The sequence below is a fragment of the Hankyongella ginsenosidimutans genome (genome assembly GCF_005144965.1).
Taxonomy (GTDB): Bacteria; Pseudomonadota; Alphaproteobacteria; order Sphingomonadales; family Sphingomonadaceae; genus Hankyongella; species Hankyongella ginsenosidimutans.
The window spans coordinates 2,565,808-2,585,991 of record NZ_CP039704.1 but is presented as its reverse complement, the minus strand read 5'-3'; the positions used below and the strand labels follow the sequence as shown (position 1 = coordinate 2,585,991).

The window sequence follows — 20,184 nt, the reverse complement described above, 5'->3', positions numbered from 1 at the left end:
TGGCCGCCGACGTTCAGGCGAAGGTCAACAATCAGCCCACGGGCCCTGCAACTCGGCGAGAATAAGGTCCATTTCGCGGGCAGTCGCAGCAACCTCTGCCGAAACAGGAGCGTCCTCGCCAAGACCCTGCGCCCATCCGCCCTCGCCAATGATCGCGAGGTAGCCGACATCACCGTCGAGGCGTCCCAGCAGGACTTTGCGGTTGGCGAGGATCCTCGCGGGAGCGGCAAGCGGTGTTTCGTCACCCATTAGGTAATCGCGCAGGCTCGCAGCAAGCGGGCTGGCGACCATCCGCCGCCGCCTGGTGCGGCCCCGGCCCGACCCAACCCTCATACGAAAAGACCCTTTCGCCTGCCATGATGTTGACGTGATCGTCGCGCAACGGCGCAACCATTGCGGACATCACTTGAAGAGGTCCTCACCAGACGCGATACGGTCGCGGCCATCGGCGGTGGTCCGCTCCCAATCGACAGTCCGCGATTGGAATGAGGGGTAGCGTTCGGCAAATGTTGCGGCGAAGACGTTGAAGTTCGTTAGCGGGTCTCGGGTGCGCAGGGGACGGCGGCACATTTCCGGCAGCGCTTGCAAGCGGGAAAGGCTATAGCGCGTTGGCCCCTGAACCAGCGTTGGAGCCATCGCCTCTGAAGCGCCCTCCAATACGCCAAACTGCGCGGCGAAAGCGTCGCGCGAATAGCGCTCCCCGAACACACCCCGCAGCGCTCACATGATAGATTTGGAGCCGACGCTCCTCAGCCACCAGAACAATGCCATACCCCGAAATCCGCCAAACTCCTTCCGGCAGCGCCTGCGGTTCATCCCTGAGGCCGATCTCGCTTGTCGGCGCGGCCGCTGCGAGGGCGACAATTGTCGCCACCAAAGCTTTCAGCATGGAAACTCCTTAATTTAAGCCCTTAAAGAGTACCCAGCGGCCACGTGCAGCGTCGCCTCCTCCCTGTCGGCGAGGACGGCTGCCGCGTCTCCGCCGATAGGCGAAGACATCGCAACGCCACTGAAATCGAGCACGGGCTAGTCATTCATAACGCCTTCATGCAACCCTGATAATTACGACCACGCGTGTAAATTGCTGGAGCTGGCCTTGGCGGACGTAGTGACTATTGCACTTGGCGCCGCCGCGCTTGCGCAAGGTGCCCTGACGATAACACTCCTGGCGACGCGACCTGCACCTTACGCTGCCCATCTACCGCTCGGTGCCTTCCTTGCCGCGAACGCTGTCACGGACGCCCTCGGCTTGTTGATCAGCTTGGAGCCGGCGTTCAGCGGCGACTTAACCGCCATGCAATTGCCCTTCGTCTTTCTCTTGGGGCCGACGTTCTGGTTCTACGTGGTCGCGTTAACGTCCGAAGCGAGGCCCGTGGCGATGGCGGGACGCTTGGCACCTAGCGCCGCTTTTGGTGTGCATTCTGTTTCTGTTCGCCTATTTTGCGCTGCCGACGCCCACCCGCCTCGCGCTCAACTCGGGCGCACTTACCCCGCGCTCCGGTCCTATTCTAGCCGTCGTCATCCTCTTCGTGGTGGTCCAGATCGTGTGGATTGTGCAGGCTGGCGGGTACCTAGCAGCGGTGCTCAGGAGGCTGGTCGCCTACCGACGCCGGCTTAGGACCTGTTCGCGACGACTGAGCGCCGCGAACTCTGGTGGATATCGGTGCTTGCGCTTCTGTTAGGCGTCTATTGGCTATGGGACTCCGCAGCGCAACTCGCCTCCATGTTCATGGACGTGGTTCTGCTCGATGACCGAGCGGATAGCACCATGGCGGTGTTGCTGGTGTGGTTCGTATCGGTTTGGGGTTAAGACAAATACCAGGGTTCACGGCCTCGCCGATTGTTGAACCTGCGTCGGCACCGTCCGATAGCCGTAGCAATAGCGGCGAGTCCAAATACGAACGTTCGGCACTCTCGCGCGAGCAGGCACAGCGGATCGCGGATAAGATCGCAGTAGCCATGGAAGAGCACCACCTGTACCGCAATCCCAATCTCTCGTTGCGCGATCTCTCCGAGTACATCGGCGCAATGGCGAATTATGTTTCGCAGACCCTCAATGAGACAATCGGGCAGAGCTTCTTTGATTATATTGGCAACTGCCGCGTGCGCGAGGCCCAACGTCTTCTGTCCACCACCGCCGATAGCGTCGAATCCATAGCGTTTTCAGTGGGCTTCAATTCTCGTTCAGCATTTTACAAAGCGTTTCAGCGTAACACCGGCATGACCCCGAGCGCATACAGACAATCGGTCAACACGACGGCGGCGCCCAGCAAACGCTGAACTAGCCCCTTCCCAGTCAGATTGAATCGATCCTGTCTCATTCAGGCTGGAGCAAATCCGCTTCGGCCCGAATAAGACAGGGTCTAACGCGCGGCGTGGAGTGTCAACTGCCCCTGCGAGACCTGATAGCCGCCGATGCGGGACAGGAAGCTGTTGCCGAGCAGGCTGACGCCCGGGTCCCGCTCCGGCACCAGTGCCGGCACGTCGCGCACCGCCAGCGGCCCGGCGCGCACGACATCCAGCGTGACGCGCGCCGCCCGCACCTCCCCGTTCGCGGTCACCAGCGGCAGCACATAGCTCAGACTGTCCAGCCGCAGGCCGGCGCGGCGCGCATCGGCATGCGAGAGCGTGACGAAACTGGCACCGGTATCGACAAGGAAGGACATCTGCGCGCCATTGGCTTCGGCGCGGACCCAGAAATGCCCGTCCGTACGCGCGGGAAATGTAATGCTGCCCGCGCTGACCCGCCCGCTCGCCGGGTCCAGTTCGGAGCGGACGTGCGCCATCAGATCCTGGATGTCGCGCCGGCCGAGCGCGATGCCGACCAGGGCGGCGATGATCAGCGTCCAGGCCTGCTGCATGCATGACAGCGGGCATGCCGGCGCGCTTGGCCTGCCAGAACAGCGCCGGCGACACAATCATCAGCAGAACCAGACCGTAGATGAGCCGCTCGGGCTCCTGAAGCGTCACAGGTGAATTTCCAGACCATCGTAGCCCGGCTGGATATGCTCCGGCAGGCTGTTGCTTAACGTCCGGTAATCCATATCCCAATTCATGTGCGTTAGCACGGCGCGTTTTGGCTGAAAGTGGTTAATGAAATCGAGCGTGCGCTCCAGATGCAGATGGGTCGGATGCGGCTCCGGGCGCAGGGCGTCGATGATCCACAGATCGAGGTTTTCGACGTAAGGGTAGGATTCTTCAGGTAGATCGATCAGGTCTGTCGAGTAGGCGGCGTAGCGGCCGTTCGCCGTGAACCGGAACCCCAGCGACTCGATCGGCCCGTGGATTTGGGAAAACGGCGCGACATGCAGCCCGCCGCGCACCACCGGCCCACCCAGCACATGCGCGGCGCAGGTGGCGGGGTAGCCGTTCTCGCCATCGAACGCATAGCCGAAACGCGCGCGCAGGGTCGCCATGGTGTCGGCGTTGCCATAGCAGTCGATGCGCCTGCGGTTGGCCTGATAGAGCCCGCGCAGGTCGTCGATGCCGTGGGTGTGGTCGGCATGGTCGTGGCTGAAGAACACGGCGTCCAGTCGGTTGACGCGGGCATCCAGCATCTGCTCGCGCAGGTCCGGCGATGTGTCGACGATGACCCGGGTCTCGCCCTCCTCCACCATGATCGACACGCGCCGGCGTCGGTTCTTCGGTTCGTCCGGGTCGCAGCGCCCCCAATAGCCGTCGATGCGCGGCACGCCGCCGGACGTGCCGCAGCCGAGAATGCGGATTTTCATCGCCGCGCCGCCTTGTGAAACAGGCGGTAGGCGTTCTGGGTGGTGATGCGCGCCAGTTCGGCCGGCGCGACGCCTTTCAGATTGGCGACAAAGGCGGCCGTGTGCGCGACAAAGGCGGGCTCGCAGGGTTTGCCACGCATGGGCACCGGGGCGAGATAGGGTGCGTCCGTCTCCACCAGCAGCATCTCGAGCGGCAGGCTCCGCGCCGTCTCCTGCAGGTCGCGCGCCGACTTGAAGGTGACGATGCCGGACAGCGAGATGTAGAAGCCGAGCGCCAGCGCCGCTTCGGCAAACGCCTGGCTGGCGGTGAAGCAGTGGATCACGCCGGTGAACGGCGCGCGCGCCATTTCACGGCGCAGGATATCCAGCGTGTCCGCTTCGGCGTCGCGCGTGTGCACCACCAGCGGCAGCCCGGTGTCCTGCGCGGCATGGATATGGGCGCGAAAGTTGGCGGCCTGCCGGTCGCGCGGGCTCTTGTCGTAGTAATAGTCGAGCCCGGTCTCGCCGATGCCGACGACCCTCGGGTGTGTGCAGGCCGCGACGATGGTCGCCGTATCGAGGTCCGGCTCGGCGGCCGCTTCGTGCGGATGCACGCCGACCGTCGCCACCACATCCGGCTCGCGCTCGGCGATGGCGATGACCTCGGGCCATTCGCGCGTCTTGGTGCCGATCGCGATCATCAGTTCGACGCCGGCCTGGCGCGCGCGCGCGATCACGCCGGCCTGATCCTCGACCAGACCGGGGTAATTCAGGTGGCAATGACTGTCGACCAGGCTCACGCCGCTGCCTCCGGCAGATCGAGACGCGGAAAAATCGGGGTCGGCGCTGCGATGACTGTCCCTCCGGGACGACCGTCGGGCGAGCAAGCGCGGCATATAGCCGGCTTTCGGCGGGGATCTGCATCTGGTCGAGCAGTTTGGCCGCCGACTCCGGCACGACCGGCTGAATGAGGACGGCCAGCCGCGCAATGCACTCGACCAGCACGCCAAGCACGACGGCCATGCGGTCAGGATCGGTCTTGCGCAGGCTCCAGGGCCTGGGCGTCGATATACTGGTTGCAGGCGTAGACCCCTGCATCCATGCCTCGATGCCGTCCGAAAGCGCATAGCGCGCAAACGCCGCGCGCAGGCCGTCGGCGGCGCGCGCCACCGTCTCGACCAGGGCGGCATCCGCCGGGTCGGCCGGCGCGCAGCTCGGCACGGTGCCGTCCAGGTTCTTGGCGATGAAGGACAGGGTCCGCTGGGCGAGGTTGCCGAATGCGTTCGCCAGCTCCGCGTTGGCGCGCGTCACGATCGCTGCATCGCTGTAGCTGCCGTCCTGCCCGAACGCGACCTCGCGCAGCAGGAAATAGCGCAGCGGATCGACGCCGTAGCGGTCCGCAAGCGCGGTCGGGCTGATGACATTGCCGACCGATTTCGACATCTTCTCGCCGCGGTTGGTCAGGAAGCCGTGCGCGAACACGGCTCTGGGCAGGGCGACCCCGGCGGACATCAGGAAAGCCGGCCAGTAGACCGCATGAAAGCGCACGATATCCTTGCCGATCACATGCAGGTCGGCCGGCCAGCGCTGCGCCCAGTCCGCCCCGGACTCGTCCGGGAAACCGGCCCCGGTGATGTAGTTGGCAAGCGCATCGACCCAGACGTACATCACATGCCCCGGCGCATCCGGAACCGGCACACCCCACTGGAAGCTGGTGCGGCTGATCGAGAGATCGCGCAGGCCCTGGCGCACGAAGCTGGTCACCTCGTTGCGACGACTCTCCGGCTGCACGAAATCCGGGTGGGCGGCATAGTGCGCCAGCAGCCGCTCCTGATAGGCGGAGAGGCGGAAGAAATAGCTTTCCTCGACCGTCCACTCGACCGGTGTGCCCTGCGGCGACAGCTTCACGCCGTCCTCGCCGGTGCTCAGCTCGCTTTCGTCGTAGTAGGCTTCGTCCCGCACCGAGTACCAGCCCTCGTAGCGGCTGAGGTAAATGTCGCCGTTGGCTGCCATCCGCCGCCACAGTTCCTGGGTCGCGGCATAATGGTCCGGATCGGTGGTGCGGAAGAAGCGGTCGTAGCCGATGTTCAGCCGGTCATCCATGGCCTGGAATTGCGGGGCCATGCGGTCGGCCATCTCGCGCGCGCTGATGCCGAGCGCCCGGCCCGCCTGTTCCATCTTCAGGCCGTGTTCGTCGGTGCCGGTCTGGAAATAGACCGCCCTGCCCTCCAGCCGCCGGTGGCGCGCAATGGCGTCCGCGCAGATCGCCTCGTAGGCGTGGCCGATATGCGGCGCACCGTTCGGGTAAGCGATTGCGGTCGTGATGGTATAGGGGTCATGCGCTCCTCTTGGACATAGCAGCCAGGTCGCGCAGGCCGCCGCCGAGCTCAAGCACGACCAGCCGCGCATCAAGCGCCAGCGGGCTGCCTCGCCAGCCAGCGCGCGCGCCTTCTCCCACAGCGCCAGACCTTCGGCAAGGGCCGGCCCACGCAGGCTTGTGCAGGCCAGGGCAATACGCCGGCACGCCAGGTCCAGAAACGCCTCGAACCGCGCCTGCGCCGCAGCGCCGCCCAGGCTGGTCGCCAGCTGATGCAGCACCGCGTCGGCGTCCGGCCCGGCCAGCCGGTCCAGGCTCTGCTCGAGTGCGGCGACATCGAGCCCGGCATAGCGCAGCGCCTGGCCGGGGCTCCCTTCGGCGAGCGCCGCCAGCGTCCCGGGTTGCCCGTGCTGCGCCAGCACCTGCGCCACCTGGTCGTCGCGCAGCGGCTTCAGCGCCAGCGCCCGCACGCGCGAGCGGATGGTCGGCAGCAGCCGGCCGGGTGCATGGCTGACGCCGAGGAAAAGGGTTCGGGCCGGCGGTTCCTCGAGCATCTTCAGCAGCGCATTCGCAGCAGCGCGGTTCATCTCCTCCAGCGCGTCGATGATGACGACCCGCCAGCCGTCCGCCGCAATGCCGAAGAACGGTGCGAGCTGGCGCACCTGCTCGATCGTGATCTCCTTGCGCAGCGCCCCGCGCTCGTTCGGCTCGCGCTTCAGGATGCGCAAATCCGGGTGGCTGCCGGCGGCGATCAGGGCCAGCGCCGGATGGTCGGCCGGAACCGGAAGCGGATCGTCGCCGACGCCGAACAGCCCCGCGCCGCCCTGCCCGCCGCACAGGACAAAGGCAGCAAAGCGCGCCGCAAGGGTCGCCTTGCCGATACCGGCCGGGCCGCTCAGCATCCAGGCGTGTGGCATGCGCCCGGAGTCCCAGGCGGTGCGCAGGGCGGCCTGCGCCGCGTCATGCCCGACGATGGAGGTCACAGCGCCGCCAGCAGGCGTGCGGTGACGGTATCCGGTCGCCCTCGGCGCGCACGATGCGGCACCGCTCGGGGAACGCGTCCGCCAGTTGGGCAAAGCCAAGCGCCAGCCGGGCATGAAAATCCGCACCCTCGGACTCGAAGCGCTGTTCGGCAGGGGCGACGCCGCGCGCCCGGGTCAGGGCGGCCTGCGAGTCCATGGTCAGCACCAGGGTGCGGTCCGGCCACAGCCCGACCGCCCAGTCATGCAGTTGCACCAGGCGCTCGGTGCCCAGCCCGCGCGCAAGCCCCTGATAGACCAGCGTGCTGTCGACAAAGCGGTCGCACACCACCCAGTCCCCGCGCGCCAGCGCCGGCTCGATGACGCGGCGCACATGGTCGGCGCGCGCCGCGTTCAGCAGCAGCGCCTCGGCCCAGCCGTCCCAGCGGTCGGCATCGCCCGAGACCAGCAAGGCGCGGATCGCCTCAGCCCCGGCGTGCCGCCCGGCTCCCGGGTCAGCAGCACCGTGCGGCCCTGCGCCTTGAGCGCGTCTGCCAGCCGGCGCGCCTGGGTCGACTTGCCGACCCTCCCCGCCTTCGAGCGTGATGAAGCGTCCGCGCGCCACGCTCAGCGGAACAGTGACGTGAAGCCGGCGGCGATGCGGCCGAACAGGCCGGCCTTGGCGACATCGGCCCCGGCCTTGACCGGCACGCGCAGCACCCCGCCGCCCGGCTGGACCAGTTCGAGCGTGCCGACGATCTGCCCGGCCTTGACCGGTGCCGGGATCGGCCCCTTGTAGACCAGCCTGGGCCGCCTGCGCGCTGCCGCGCGGGACCATCGTGGTGACGGCGCGGGTTGCGACCAGCGGTACGGTCTCCTGCGCGCCCAGCCACACCGGCGCCTGCTCGACCGTCTGCCCGGCCTTCACCAGCGTCCGGCGCTCGAAGGCGCGAAAGCCCCAGTTGAGGAAGCTGCCGGACTCGGCCCGCCGTTCGGCTTCCGAGGTCAGGCCGTTCACGACCATGATCAGGCGTTCCCCATCCTGCGCGGCCGAGCCGGTGAAGCCGTAGCCGGCCGCCTCGGTATGGCCGGTCTTCAGGCCGTCGGCACCGCGCACCAGCCCCAGGATCGGGTTGCGGTTGGGCTGGTAGATGGTTTTGCCGGAGGAGAGCCGCCGCGTGTAGTCCGGGGTCGCGTAGAAGCGCTTATAAAGGTCCGGGAAGTCGTTGATCGTCGAGCGGGCGAGGATCGCGAGGTCGCGCGGCGTTACATATTCGTTCGGGTCCGGCCAGCCGGTGGTGTTGGCGAAGCGCGAGTTCTTCATGCCCAGCCGCCGCGCCGTCTCGTTCATGCGAGCGACGAACGCCGCCTCGGTGCCCATCAGGCCCTCGGCGAGCGCCACGCAGGCGTCGTTGCCGGACAGGGTGACGATGCCGTGCAGCAGATCCTCGATCGCGACTTCCTCGTCGACCTCGAGAAACATGGTCGAGCCGCGGTTGTTCCAGGCGCGCCAGGTGTCGGCGGTCACGCGCACCGTGTCGGAGAGCTTCACCTCGCCGCGCTTCAGCATCTCGAACACCACGTGCGTGGTCATCATCTTGCCCATGGAGGACGGCGGCATGCGCTCGTCCGCGCTGCGGGCGTAGAGCACCGCGCCGCTGTCCGCGTCCATCAGGAAGGCGAACGGCGCGCGGCTGTCGTAGGTGACCGGCGCGGTCTGCGTGACTTTGCCGGGCCAACGGCCGGGCGCGAGGGGTCGAAGGTTGCGGCGTGGGCGGCCCCGGCGGTCAGGGCGGCGATCAGGGTCAGGCGTAGGAACAAGGCGAAAGGCTTTCTGCTAAAGGGAGGCTCAGCCGTCGGGCAGCAGGCGCGCCTCGGTATAGCCTGCCGCGTGGACCGCCGACAACGCCCGCTGTGCATCCATCTGTCCAGCGAACGGCCCAAGCCGCACCCGGGTCAGCCCGTCCGGCCCCTGCTGCAGCAGCGCCGGCCCGATGTCGCCGAGGCTCCGGGCCAGACTATCGGCCCGCACGGCATCGGCGAACGCGCCGATCTGCACGTACAGCGGCGTCTCGCGCGGCAGCGACACACTGGCGTCCGGGGCGCTGGCGACCGGCGCACCCTTGGGATAGACGCGCCGCACCAGAACCGGGGCGGTGCCGCGGGCGTCGAACCCCAGCAGCTGCGCGGCCCGGCGCGACAGATCGATGATGCGGTCGCGCGCGAACGGCCCGCGATCGTTGACCCGCACGACCACGCTGCGGCCGTTGTCCCGGTTCGTCACTTCGACATAGCTCGGCAGCGGCAGGGTGCGGTGTGCAGCGCTCAGCTCGTTGGGGTCGAAGATCTCGCCGTTCGCCGTGCGCTTGCCGGCAAAGCCCGGCCCGTACCAGGAGGCGACGCCGCTCTCCTGATAGTCGCGCTCATCCCTTGGCACATAGGTGCGGCCGTTGATGCTGTAGGGCTTGCCGAGCTTGACCCCGGCACTGGGCGGCGGCGTGCTGGCGCAGGCCCCAGCATGCCGAGCAGCAGGCCGGACAGCAGAACGCTAGCCCTGCGCATCGGGGTCCGCCTCCGGCTGGGCGAGCCGGTCCGCCAGCAGCGCGACCGAAAGCGCATAGAAGTTCGAGCAGTTGTACTGGAGCAGCGCCCGGTAGTTGGGCAGCGTCAGGTAGGCCGGGCCGCCCGCGCCGTCCGGCTCGACCAGCACCGCCGGCAGATCGTCGGCCCAGGCGGAGGGAATGCCGGCCAGCCCGAGCGCGCGCCACTGGCCGACCGGCAGCGCCCGGCTGTGCGCTGCGAACACCCGCGGGCAGCGGGGCGCGGCTTCGGTGCGGGCGAGTGCCCCGCGGTCGAGCATCGGCGGCGGCGTGACCTCCGCCCCCAGCCCTGCCCGGCGCGCCAGCCGGACTGCGCCAGGTAATTGGCGGTCGAGACCATGGCATCGGCCAGCGACTCGCGCAGCCGCACCGTGCCGTCGCCATCGGCATCGATCGCATAGTCGCGCACGGTCGAGGGCATGAACTGGGTCATGCCGTACGCCCCGGCCCAGGAGCCGCGATAGTCCGCGCGGGTAAGCCGCCCTTCGTCCAGGAGCTTCAGCGCGACCAGCAGTTCCTCGCCGAACAGGGCGGCCCGCCGGCCCTCCCAGGCGAGTGTCGCCAGGGCGCGCACCACGTCGAAATCGCCCTGGAAGCCGCCGTAGTCGGTCTCCATGCCCCAGATGGCGGCGACCAGGCTCGCAGGCACGCCGGTGCGCGCTTGCGCCGTCGCCAGCGCGTCGCCCGCGCGGAGCACGGCCCGGCGGCCGCGCGCCACCTTGGTCTCGGTCAGGCGGCGCGCCAGATAGCCGGCATAGCTGGCCCTGGTCTCGGGCTGCGCCTGGTCGAGCGCGATCGCCCGCGCGCTCGGGCTGAGGCCGGCAAACGCACTGTCGAGCGTCTGCGCCCGCACGCCCTGCGCCTGCGCCAGCACGCGAAAGCCGGCCAGCCAGGCGTCGAAGCTCTGCATGTCCTGCGCGGTCATGGCCGCCTCCTGCCCTTGCTCCGTGATCTCCGTCTCGGGTGCCGCAGGGGCGGCGCGGCGGCGGCGGCGACGACCGGCGCGACGGGGCGATTGCAGCGGGCGGCACGGGGTGCGCGGCGCAGGCGCACAGCGCCAGCAGGGCGACGGGGGCAAGGCGAGTCATGGGCGGACTGTGCCAGCCAGCCGCCGCCGCGCCAACCCTTCCCCTTGCGCCGCGCGGCAAATCGCGCGAGACAGCAGCACCGGACAGGTGGCCGAGTGGTTTAAGGCAGCAGTCTTGAAAGCTACCGGAGCTTGTCGGCAGAACGAGTGAATAGGAGTGTGGTTACAACGGGTTAGTGGCAGTGCGTGGCAGGGGTGAAATCGCCCCATAAGCCGACCGTAAGCTGTCAGCCCCAGAATCGGTGTGGAAGCGTGGCCGAGTGGTTGAAGGCTCCAGTCTTGAAAACTGGCATACGGGCAACTGTATCGTGGGTTCGAATCCCACCGCTTCCGCCATTACCTCTTTTGTGCCGGAAATGTCCTCTAACGCCTTGAACGGCAAGGATATTTGAGGGGTTTGAAAGCCCGTTTCGGGATCAAAAATCAGACGATCCGAAAAGGCCAGATTCAGGACGATCCGCTTGTCCGTCAGGTCTCCCTTCTCCCACAATTCCAATGGGTTGGCTAAAACCGCAGGGGTTTGTAAGGTTTCGTCATAGTCCGGCAGAGCCGTCCCGCAACGGGCGGTTTTTCCGCCAGAAGGAGCTTCTGCCGTTCCAGTTCGGATACCTTTCGCTCATACGCGCCGATCACCGTCAGATTGTCTGTGGCAACGATACGATCGAGAAGCTGAGCGATTTGCCGGTCGATAGCGGCGGCTTCGGATTTGAGCGAGGTCGCCTGTTCCTTGACCGTCCGCATCCGGTCATCCCAGACCTTGCGGAACATGACGCTGACCAGCTTGACGAGTTCGGCGCGCGGCGTCAGGCCGCGCAGCAGATCGGCGAACGCTTCCTCTATCTGCGCCCGCCGGATCGACTTGCCGTTGCGCGCACAGCCGCGCTGGCGGCACAGATAGTATGGGAACAACCCGCCGCGCCGCCCGCGTGAGAAGGTCGCTGTCATGGGGTGGCCGCAGCAGGAACATCCCACATGGCCGCGCAGCGGAAACTCCGCGTTGAGATCGGCGCGATTGGGCGTTCTAGCATCGCCTTTCAGCACGTCCTGAATGCGCTGGAAGGTTTCCAGCGAGATCAGCGGTTCATGCTGTGCCTTGCGGAACGACACATCCCAACTCGCGCTGTCGAGATAGCCCGCATAGAGCGGATTAATCAGAAAGCGCATGGCCTGTTCGTTGGTCAGGTGGCAGGGCCGACCGGCAGAAAAGCGCGGGTGGTTCTGGATAAACCGCCTGACTTCCGCCTGCGACGCCAGCCGTCCCGAGGCAAATCCCTCCAGCGCCTCGCGCATGATCGTGGCGGCAGGCTTGTCCGGTACGAGGATCGAGCCGCCCCTGCCGCTTTGGCGTAGCGATAGCCGTAAGGCGCATGGAACACCCAGTAGCCGTTCAGCATCCGGGCGCGCATCCGGCTCAGCGTCTGTTCGGCGTTCTTGCGGCGATGCTCGCCCGCGAAAGCCGCTTCGATGATTTCCAGTATGTCGTCGTCGGGATCGTCGGCAAAGGCACGCTTGGGGATTCCAGCTTGCCGCCCGCTTTCGCTACGGCGTCGCGGATCGCGTAGTGCGTCCGAACCGACCGGGCGAGACGGTTCAGGTCGTCGATGATGACGACCGTCCGGCCCTTGCGGGCTTTCAGGAAAGCCAGCAAATCCTTGAGGCCGCTGCGGTTGGCGGTCTTGCCGGTCAGGTCATCCCTGAACACGTTGATGATTTCATAGCCCTTGCGGTCGGCATATTCGCGGCAAGTCGTTTCCTGGCTGCCGAGGCCATTGCCGTCGCGCTCCTGTTTTTAGTCGATACACGGCAGTAGATCACCGCCTTCTGTGGAGACTTTTCAGTCACGGCACTTTATGTCCTTCGGAATCTTGAGTATTGATCGCGCCCTCTATTTCGAGGTCAGCAGCTTCCTCTTCAGGATCGTGGGCGATCCTAGCATAGTCCGAACGCCCGGAGAAGCATGTATTTGCGCGCTCTTTCAAAGATAACTGGACGGGATGCGAGCCAAACGCCTGATCTATGAACGAGCAGACGATACTGAATATTACACGGATAGATTCGTCCTTCTGGTCGTCAGGCATATCGACTGACTCAACCAGAGAGCGATAGAACATCATATCTTCCCGACCGATGACGGACACGTCTTGTCACCCCATCCCCTTGCGGTTGCCACAGGCGGGACAATAAGCCGTCCGATAGCGGATCATGGGAAAAGGCCCGACCGCTGCGCCTGTTACGCAGTGTGGTCCCGTGAATCTTTATTGGTTTATGCGGTGCCGGAGCTTCAATTCATTTCAAGCGAAGCGGCACCTCTTACTTACCATTATGCAAGCAATGGTTGAGTTTTATCAACAGTTTGATATGCTGCGCTGCATATATTCTATACTTGCACTCCCTTATGCAGATCGCGCACATCCTCGATCTGATACTTCCATGGATCGACTGCATAGAACGGCAGCCGGTCGCAGACGAACAGCGACGGCAGCCCGGCCAGCTTGATAATCTGGCGACCCGCGCCGATGGCGCGGATGTCCTCTGATTGCAGGACCGGGCGGCGGGTTTCGCCGCGATTGGCCCCGGCGCTTTCGACCGTGCCGCCGCCTACGTTCATCCGTGGGTGACGATGGTGCGGTTGCCCGACCATTTTCCACATCCCGCAACAGGTCCGGGTCTTCAACCCCTGTCATCGTGAAGATCGCGGCCTGGTCCTCGATTTCCTTCACCGCCTCTTTCGACCAGCGGCCTTCCATCGAGTAGCGCCCTTGCGAGAAAAACCAGAGTTGGATTCCTTTGCCGCGATAGAGGCGCAGCGCCTTCATCACCGCAGGCGCGGGCGGCAGTTGCGGGAACTCATCGAGGATGAAGCAGGTGCGCAGCCGCCCCGGCTCCCGCGCAATCGCCTCTATCGCATAGTTGACGATGAGGCTGATCCACGGCGCGATCACGCCCAGCTTGTCCGATGGGCTGATGAGATAGACCGTGCAGGGGTCATGCTTGAGCCTGCCGAAGTCGAAATCATGCGCCGCCGTGGCGCGTTCCAATGTCTTGCCCGGCTCGAAGGCGTTGAGGGCTTCGATGGCGTCCGACTTATAGGCTTCAAACTGTTTCGGCGCGTCCATGAGCGTTGCCCGCATCGCCCCGGCACGCCGGGCGATGCCTTCGATCCCGCACGTCTCCATCATGGTCATCGCCGTTTCCATGTCATCCGGCGCGGCGTTCACGAACCGCCATAGCCCGCCGAGGCTGCAAAGCTCCCTCTCGCATTGGGCCAGATATTCCATGCGGGTGGCGAGCAGGCGCAGCGCGCCCTTCCGCACCCAACCATCGCCATCCTTCGGATTGGGCGGCAGCAGGATTTGGGCGATCTCGTCCGCTTGCGTGTCGATCTCGCCGCCGGAGGCGACAATATCGACCAGCACTTGCAGCGGATTGATGCGAGTGTTCGGCAGACCGAGCAGCCCGAACGGGTTGAGATAGATGCAGGGCTGGCCCAGCGTTCCGGCCCGGTGTTCATGGGAGGCGTAGCAGTTCTCCCCATCCTTCACGTCCACGACCACCAATGAGCGGTCGCGGACATGGGCGAGGTTCGGCAGGATCGTATCGCGGCCCTTGCCGGAGCCGGTGCGGGCATAGGTGAGCAACTGGCCGTCCCCTGCGAAGAACAGGGCGCGGCCGTCGAGCGCGCCCAGGAACAGGCCGTTCGCATCGAGCATCCCCGCCTGCGCCGCGTCATGCAGCGTGGCCAGCCGCCCGTTGCCGAGCTGGCCCGACGCTTCGGCCGAGGCCATGACCTGTTGCTGGATCGCCGCCTTGCGGCGGCTGTCCTCCGCCCGCCGCAAATCTTCGGCCCGGACAAAATGCCCGTAAAGGCCGGGCATCATGCCGAGCAGTTGCCCGAACCGCATCACTGGCCCCGTTGGTGCGGGGTTTCGTCGCTGAGCGGCGGTATCGGCGGAATCTGCACCGGCCGGTAACGGTCGAGTTCCCGCCGCACCATCTCCGGCGACGGGATATTGGTGTCCCAGCCCTGGACCTCGACCAGCACGCCGGATCGCACGGCATCGTCAAGCTCGCCCTGCAATTCCTCGGTCAGGCTGTCCGCATAATCGAGCGGCCCCTGACCAAGCTCCGGGTCGAACAGGCTGATGATCCGGCCCAAGGAGCGGGCAAAGTTGGTCAGCCCGGTATCGCTGCTTTGCGCCGAACGGGCGATGGAAACCCGGTGCTGGACGTAAGCCTGTTGAAGCTGCGTCGTCGCTTCCGCATACATGCGGGCGCGGTCGTAGGTGGCGCTGTAGTGCTGCACCACCGCCTGGGCCATTGCCTGATACTGCTGATTGTTCTGGGCTGCCGCCATGCGGACCTGTTCGGCCCAATTCTCATAGTGAGCTTGTTGCTGCAACTCCGCCGCCCGCACCGTGGCAGTCAGGCGTGCATCGTAGGTTCCCATCAGCGTTGAGGGTTTCAGAGCGTCGGGGCGTAGTATTCGGCCCCGAAGAAGGCCGCGCCCGCCAGCAGGATAGAGCCGAGAAACGAGACAGCCGCCGGAACACGCGGCCACGGAGGCTGCATATAGATGATCGGCGGCTGGGCGGGAGGCGTCGCCGGTGCTGGGAGCGTCGGAAGGTTCTCCTGTTCCGCCGAGCCGTCCGGGCCATACTTGATCTTCATCGCTGTTCTCCGGTGAGAGTGCCGGAGGAAGCAGAGCAGAAAACGCGACACAGGCCGGGAAGAAGGCGAGGGAAAGGGCCGCGACGACATCGCCACGGCCCACAAGGAAGTTCAGTTTTCGGGCGTCTTGCCGATCCGGTCGTGCCACGCGGCTCTCGCCATCGCCAGCGACCTTATGCGCGGGATGACTTTTTCTGGATCGCCTGTTTCGGCTCGCGGTCGGCCCACTTCATGAAGTCGGCCGTCCACTTGCCTTCATCCGGGGCAGCGGCTCTGCCGGATCGCCGATGGAAACGGGATTGCCGCCCATGTCCACATAGCGGCCATCGGCAGCGTAAATCTCGTCCGCGACCCAATCGAGGAACTTGCGGCGGGACACCGGCACCTCGCGCAGATCACGGGCAAGCTGGCGGATATAGGCGCGTCGTCCCAGTTCCTCATCGGTCGGCAGATAGAGCGGACGGCGGCGCGGCTTTACCCTTGGCGGGTCCGCGTACCAGACGTTCTCTTCCGGCGGCTTCGGAATGACGATGCCGCCACGAAGCGGCCACAGACGGATGAACTGACGAACCAGCCAGACTGACACACGCATACGATTCTCCTAGCCTTTGATGCGTGCTGCGGACAATGGCGCAGGCTCAGCCCAGGTCTGGGAAAAGTTCGTCGGATCAGAACCGATCATGCGCCATGTTGCCCCTCGTTCCGCGTCTATGGGTCAAGGGTTGCGAAACAGAGGCTTTGCGATCCCGCGCGCCGCCGTGACCGGCGTGCGAAGCGCGGGGCAAAGCCAACCGTTTCGGTCCCTGTGACCCGCTGCGTCCGAGTGCCCGCCCTGTCGCATGATCGGGAATAACCCTGATCCCAATGACAGGAGCGACCATGAACAACATGACACCCCAGGCCATCATCCACAGTGGCGAAACCCCATTACCGGATGACAGCCACCACTACTACGGCATGAAAACCACCTATAGCGAGGATGGCGCGGTCCAGATCGCCAGCTACCAATCCATAGCATCGGCCTGGGCGCTTCATTCCTTCCTGCCCGACGATTGCGGCTATGGCGACATGAGCGGCGTTTGGGTGGCGTTCACCTCCGACACCCATTTCCGCGCCGGTGAAGGCGTCTGGCTCCTGCCATCCAACTTCATCCCGAGGCCGAAAGTCAAAATCGAAAGCTAGAGGGGACGGGCTGCGATGAGCGGCCCGCTCGACGCTGCGCCAGATCATGAGCATCAGAAAAGACGGTGCTGCGCTAACCGCAAGATGTGCGTTTGTAATACAAAGCCATGCCTTCGGCACGGCTTTGCCAAACGCTCATCTTGGCAAGGGAGGCCGCTGCGCGCTCCCGTTGCATCCCTCCGGCTGAGCGGCGGATCGCTGAGGCCCGTTCCCGATGGTCAGGGCCGCTCCCGCCGCAGCACCGTTTGGCCGGTGCATCACCAGTCGGGGACGCGTTCCTGCTCCCCGACACCCCCATGACCAAGGGGCGCAATCGCCGCCCCTCTGGACACCCTCGACCAACCCTATGCGGATTGGATACGCACCACCTTCGCGGTGGACACGACCAAGGGTCGTTCCTGCCCCTGAACCCAGACTCTCCCGAGGGGCCAACCGTGCGCCGGTTGGATACCGTCAGGGCTTTTCGCGCCCTGAACCACGACGAAGGAGCTTTCGCGCTCCCCTCGACCCCATCGACCACGTTCCGCCGTGGACACAGCCATAGCCATGAAGGAGCAAACGATTCCGCAATTTGCCCTTCTATCCTGTGTATCCGTTGGATACACTCCGATCATGGCCGAGAAAGATGCAGGGTTGCGGGTCCGAGTCGAACGCGAGTTGCGCGAGCAGTTCCTCGCGGCTTGCCGTGAGCAGGACAAGCCAGCGGCCCAGGTCTTGAGGGAGTTTATGCGCAGGTATGTGGCCGATCGCCGCCGCCACCGGCCGGGGGCAACCGTGATCACTGACTACCAGTCGAAATACATTGCGCACGATCTGACACGCCGCCGTTCGTCGGACAGCACCGAGCGGTTGGCCGTCGCCGTCGCCGGAGCGCAGGTTGATATGAACCCGCATCAGGTCGATGCGGCTCTGTTCGCCTTTGCTTCGCCCTTGTCCAAAGGCGCGCTCCTTGCCGACGAAGTGGGGTTGGGCAAGACCATCGAGGCGGGGCTGGTGATTTCCCAGCGCTGGGCGGAGGGCAAGCGGCGCATCCTTATCATAGCGCCCGCGAATCTGCGTAAGCAGTGGCATCAGGAAATGAACGAGAAGTTCTTTATCCCCTGCACAATACTAGAAGCGAAGTCCTACAACGCTGAGATCAAGGCTGATAACTTCAAGCCCTTTGAAACGCAGGATAGCGTTGTCATCTGCTCTTACCAGTTCGCGCGATCCAAAGCCGCCGACGTGGCGACGACCTATTGGGATTTGGTCGTCATTGACGAGGCTCACCGACTCCGCAACGTCTATAAGCCGTCCAATGTCATCGCCAATATTCTTAAGAGTGCTCTTGCAGAGCGCAACAAGCTGCTGCTCACGGCCACGCCGCTGCAAAACTCGCTGCTGGAGTTGTTCGGGCTTGTCAGTTTCATCGACGAACATTCGTTTGGTGATCTTAAAGCTTCCGCGAGCAGTTCGCGGGCGTGACGCAGGACCGGGCTTTCGACATATTGCGCGAGCGGTTGAAGCCCATCTGCCACAGAACGCTGCGCCGTCAGGTGACAGCCTATGTCCCCTACACCAAGCGCCATGCCATTTTGCAGGAGTTCAGCCCCGACGAGGTTGAAGACCGACTCTACAATCTTGTCACCGATTATCTCCAGCGCGACAATCTACAGGCCCTTCCATCCAGCCAGCGTGCGCTGATGACGCTCGTGCTACGCAAGCTTCTCGCGTCGTCGTCCTTCGCCATCGCTGGCGCTCTTGCGTCCATCTCCGAGCGCTTGCAATCGCGGCTGGACAAAACCGTCCGCCTGCCTCCCTAACAGAAGCGGTTGAGGAGGACTATGAAGCTCTGGACGAAACCGAGGATGAGTGGAGCGGCGACGAGGCCGAACCACTAAGTAACGCTGACCAGCGCGCGCTCGAAACGGAGATCGCGGAGCTACGCGAGTTTGCCGCACTCGCCACGTCCATCGAGCAGAACGCGAAAGGCCGCGCGCTCCTGACGGCGCTGGATGTCGGCTTCGCCAAAGCCCGCGAGTTCGGCGCGGCTGAAAAGGCCATCATCTTCACGGAATCCCGCCGCACACAGTCTTATCTGTTGCGCGTGCTGGCGGACAGCCCTTGGGCCGATTCCATCGTCCTGTTCAACGGGAGCAATACTGACGAGCAGTCGCGCGCAATCTATCTGGAATGGCTTGCCCGCCACGCCGGGTCCGACCGCGTTACTGGCTCGCGCACAGCCGACATGCGCTCTGCGTTGGTCGATTATTTCCGTGACACCGGGAAAATCATGATCGCCACGGAAGCGGGAGCCGAGGGCATCAACCTTCAATTCTGTTCGATGATCGTCAACTACGACCTGCCCTGGAACCCGCAGCGTATCGAGCAGCGTATCGGTCGCTGCCACCGCTACGGCCAGAAGCACGATGTCGTCGTAGTCAATTTTCTGAATCAGAAGAACGAGGCCGACCAGCGCGTTTATCAACTCCTGTCCGAGAAGTTTCAGCTATTCGAAGGCGTGTTCGGGGCCAGCGACGAGGTCCTTGGCGCAATTGAGTCGGGCGTCGATTTTGAAAAGCGGATTGCTGAAATCTATCAGGAATGTCGCCAGCCCGAGGATATCCGGGCCGCCTTTGATGGCCTTCAACGCGAGTTGAGTTCAGAAATCAGCGAAGCGATGACGGCTGCGCGCCAGAAGCTCATGGAAAACTTCGATGATGAAGTGCGGGAAAAGCTCAAGCTTCGCGATCAGGACACCAACCTGCATCTCAACCACTTCGAGCAGCAGTTGATGCGGCTTGCCGCGCATGAATTGGATGGTGCGGCCTCATTCATCGACGGCTCTTCGTTCCGACTCGACACGCTCCCGGCGTGGATTGAGACCGCGCCATCCCGACCGGCCTCTACGAATTGCCGCGGCGGTCCGGTGAGGCACACCTATTTCGCCTCAATCATCCGCTGGGCGACGCCATTGTCACCCGAGCGCAGGCGCGGGATTTGCCTGTGGCGGAGGTCATTTTCGACTACTCAGCGCATGAAGGGCGCATTTCCGCCATCCAGCCATGGGTCGGAAAGTCGGGCTGGATGACCGCCGCGCTGTTGTCGGTCAATGCGCTTGGCCAGAGCGAAGATCACCTGCTGCTGGCGGGCCAATCCGATGATGGAGAGGCGTTGAGCGATGAGGCGGTCAGCCGCCTGCTGACGATCTGCGCGCGGACGGGAGATGTTGAAACGCTGCCGGATGACGTTGCATCGGCGCTTGAGGCACAGCTAGCCCGTCAGCAAGAAAACATCCGTAGGGGCATCTCCGAGCGCAACGCCCGCTTCTTCGAGTTGGAAGCGAACAAACTGGATGGCTGGGCCGACGACCTGAAGGTCGGGCTGGAGCGCGAATTGAAGGAACTGGACCGTCAGATCAAGGCGGCCCGACGAGACGCCACCGCAGCGCCGACGCTTGAGGGAAAATTGGTGGGACAGAAGGCGGTGAAGGCCCTTGAGGCGGAGAGGTCTGCGAAGCGCCGCACACTGTTCGACACGCAGGATCGGATAGACGCGCAGCGCGCCGAACTGATTGCGCAGATCGAAGCAAAGCTGGAACAGAAAATTGAGGCGCTTTCGCTGTTCACAATTCGCTGGAGGCTGCAATGACCGCTGCGCCGTCACCATCGGAAGCCCTGAC

General features: G+C 64.7%; 21 protein-coding genes, 1 tRNA gene and 4 pseudogenes. 7 read left to right on the top strand and 19 right to left on the bottom strand.

Features of this window, described 5'->3' with window-relative positions:
• Positions 1 to 24: 24 nt before the first annotated feature.
• On the bottom strand, positions 25 to 291 hold the full coding sequence (locus tag E6W36_RS15210) for a hypothetical protein (protein ID WP_222873132.1): 267 nt from the start codon (positions 289 to 291) through the stop codon (positions 25 to 27).
• A 111-nt stretch (positions 292 to 402) separates the two neighbouring features.
• Positions 403 to 708, bottom strand: a complete 306-nt coding sequence (locus tag E6W36_RS15205; protein ID WP_222873131.1) for a hypothetical protein — start codon at positions 706 to 708, stop codon at positions 403 to 405.
• 1,077 nt (positions 709 to 1,785) lie between these two features.
• Between E6W36_RS15205 and E6W36_RS15200 the strand changes: the two genes are divergently transcribed.
• Positions 1,786 to 2,280 (top strand): helix-turn-helix domain-containing protein, encoded by a 495-nt coding sequence (locus tag E6W36_RS15200; RefSeq protein WP_222873130.1) that lies wholly within the window; start codon positions 1,786 to 1,788, stop codon positions 2,278 to 2,280.
• Between the two features lie 83 nt (positions 2,281 to 2,363).
• Here the strand turns inward: E6W36_RS15200 and E6W36_RS15195 are convergent, their stop codons facing one another.
• The 10 genes and pseudogenes from E6W36_RS15195 to E6W36_RS15145 form a co-directional block, all read right to left on the bottom strand.
• Entirely contained in the window at positions 2,364 to 2,861 is a 498-nt protein-coding gene (locus E6W36_RS15195; RefSeq protein ID WP_222873129.1) for a retropepsin-like aspartic protease family protein, read from the bottom strand.
• A gap of 105 nt (positions 2,862 to 2,966) precedes the next feature.
• Entirely contained in the window at positions 2,967 to 3,731 is a 765-nt protein-coding gene (locus E6W36_RS15190) for an MBL fold metallo-hydrolase (RefSeq protein ID WP_222873128.1), read from the bottom strand.
• The gene (locus tag E6W36_RS15185) at positions 3,728 to 4,510 is read right to left on the bottom strand and encodes a TatD family hydrolase (RefSeq protein WP_222873127.1); all 783 of its coding nucleotides are present in this window, start codon (positions 4,508 to 4,510) and stop codon (positions 3,728 to 3,730) included. The genes E6W36_RS15190 and E6W36_RS15185 overlap by 4 nt, the downstream gene beginning before the upstream one ends.
• 118 nt (positions 4,511 to 4,628) lie before the next feature.
• Positions 4,629 to 7,010 (bottom strand): annotated as a pseudogene (gene metG / locus E6W36_RS19650) (methionine--tRNA ligase); the annotation flags it as partial.
• Positions 7,007 to 7,611 (bottom strand): annotated as a pseudogene (tmk, locus tag E6W36_RS15170) (dTMP kinase). The pseudogenes tmk and metG, both read right to left, overlap by 4 nt.
• 246 nt (positions 7,612 to 7,857) lie before the next feature.
• Positions 7,858 to 8,658 (bottom strand): annotated as a pseudogene (locus E6W36_RS15165) (D-alanyl-D-alanine carboxypeptidase family protein); the annotation flags it as partial.
• Complete coding sequence (locus tag E6W36_RS15160; protein WP_222873126.1) at positions 8,658 to 8,807, bottom strand: hypothetical protein; 150 nt, start codon at positions 8,805 to 8,807, stop codon at positions 8,658 to 8,660. The gene E6W36_RS15160 and the pseudogene E6W36_RS15165, both read right to left, overlap by 1 nt.
• 28 nt (positions 8,808 to 8,835) lie before the next feature.
• Positions 8,836 to 9,423, bottom strand: coding sequence for a septal ring lytic transglycosylase RlpA family protein (locus E6W36_RS21040; protein WP_281277361.1), 588 nt, complete (start codon positions 9,421 to 9,423; stop codon positions 8,836 to 8,838).
• Positions 9,424 to 9,534: 111 nt separating this feature from the next.
• The gene (locus tag E6W36_RS21035) at positions 9,535 to 9,729 is read right to left on the bottom strand and encodes a lytic murein transglycosylase (protein WP_281277559.1); all 195 of its coding nucleotides are present in this window, start codon (positions 9,727 to 9,729) and stop codon (positions 9,535 to 9,537) included.
• Positions 9,654 to 10,664 carry a lytic murein transglycosylase gene (locus tag E6W36_RS15145; RefSeq protein WP_222873125.1) on the bottom strand — a complete coding sequence of 337 codons (1,011 nt, stop codon included), beginning with the start codon at positions 10,662 to 10,664 and terminating at the stop codon, positions 9,654 to 9,656. The genes E6W36_RS21035 and E6W36_RS15145 overlap by 76 nt, the downstream gene beginning before the upstream one ends.
• Before the next feature lie 255 nt (positions 10,665 to 10,919).
• Between E6W36_RS15145 and E6W36_RS15140 the strand changes: the two genes are divergently transcribed.
• A tRNA-Ser gene (locus E6W36_RS15140) sits at positions 10,920 to 11,009 on the top strand.
• Between the two features lie 168 nt (positions 11,010 to 11,177).
• On the opposite strand, the gene E6W36_RS15135 is transcribed toward E6W36_RS15140, so the two are convergent.
• The 7 genes and pseudogenes from E6W36_RS15135 to E6W36_RS15105 form a co-directional block, all read right to left on the bottom strand.
• Positions 11,178 to 11,963: a recombinase zinc ribbon domain-containing protein gene (locus E6W36_RS15135; protein ID WP_222873124.1), complete on the bottom strand. Its 786-nt coding sequence runs from the start codon at positions 11,961 to 11,963 to the stop codon at positions 11,178 to 11,180.
• Positions 11,964 to 12,084: 121 nt separating this feature from the next.
• Positions 12,085 to 12,390, bottom strand: a pseudogene (locus E6W36_RS15130) (recombinase family protein); the annotation flags it as partial.
• A 121-nt stretch (positions 12,391 to 12,511) separates the two neighbouring features.
• Positions 12,512 to 12,811 (bottom strand): hypothetical protein, encoded by a 300-nt coding sequence (locus E6W36_RS15125; RefSeq protein ID WP_222873123.1) that lies wholly within the window; start codon positions 12,809 to 12,811, stop codon positions 12,512 to 12,514.
• Positions 12,812 to 13,066: 255 nt separating this feature from the next.
• Entirely contained in the window at positions 13,067 to 14,575 is a 1,509-nt protein-coding gene (locus E6W36_RS15120; protein WP_222873122.1) for a type IV secretory system conjugative DNA transfer family protein, read from the bottom strand.
• Complete coding sequence (locus tag E6W36_RS15115) at positions 14,575 to 15,120, bottom strand: hypothetical protein (protein ID WP_222873121.1); 546 nt, start codon at positions 15,118 to 15,120, stop codon at positions 14,575 to 14,577. The genes E6W36_RS15120 and E6W36_RS15115 overlap by 1 nt, the downstream gene beginning before the upstream one ends.
• A 14-nt stretch (positions 15,121 to 15,134) precedes the next feature.
• Positions 15,135 to 15,341, bottom strand: a complete 207-nt coding sequence (locus E6W36_RS15110; RefSeq protein ID WP_222873120.1) for a hypothetical protein — start codon at positions 15,339 to 15,341, stop codon at positions 15,135 to 15,137.
• Positions 15,342 to 15,570: 229 nt separating this feature from the next.
• Entirely contained in the window at positions 15,571 to 15,933 is a 363-nt protein-coding gene (locus tag E6W36_RS15105; protein ID WP_222873119.1) for a hypothetical protein, read from the bottom strand.
• A gap of 287 nt (positions 15,934 to 16,220) precedes the next feature.
• Here E6W36_RS15105 and E6W36_RS15100 point away from each other — a divergent pair, with 287 nt between their 5' ends.
• The 5 genes from E6W36_RS15100 (at position 16,221) to E6W36_RS19620 (ending at position 20,153) form a co-directional block, all read left to right on the top strand.
• Positions 16,221 to 16,523, top strand: a complete 303-nt coding sequence (locus E6W36_RS15100; RefSeq protein ID WP_222873118.1) for a hypothetical protein — start codon at positions 16,221 to 16,223, stop codon at positions 16,521 to 16,523.
• 546 nt (positions 16,524 to 17,069) lie between these two features.
• On the top strand, positions 17,070 to 17,987 hold the full coding sequence (locus E6W36_RS19635) for an SNF2-related protein (protein WP_246047797.1): 918 nt from the start codon (positions 17,070 to 17,072) through the stop codon (positions 17,985 to 17,987).
• Positions 17,984 to 18,325 carry a hypothetical protein gene (locus E6W36_RS19630; protein ID WP_246047796.1) on the top strand — a complete coding sequence of 114 codons (342 nt, stop codon included), beginning with the start codon at positions 17,984 to 17,986 and terminating at the stop codon, positions 18,323 to 18,325. Before E6W36_RS19635 ends, E6W36_RS19630 begins: the two co-directional genes overlap by 4 nt.
• Before the next feature lie 284 nt (positions 18,326 to 18,609).
• Positions 18,610 to 19,593, top strand: coding sequence for a helicase-related protein (locus E6W36_RS19625; RefSeq protein WP_246048360.1), 984 nt, complete (start codon positions 18,610 to 18,612; stop codon positions 19,591 to 19,593).
• A complete protein-coding gene (locus tag E6W36_RS19620; RefSeq protein ID WP_246047794.1) occupies positions 19,590 to 20,153 on the top strand; it encodes a hypothetical protein in 564 nt (187 codons plus the stop codon). Before E6W36_RS19625 ends, E6W36_RS19620 begins: the two co-directional genes overlap by 4 nt.
• The last annotated feature ends 31 nt before the right edge of the window (positions 20,154 to 20,184 follow it).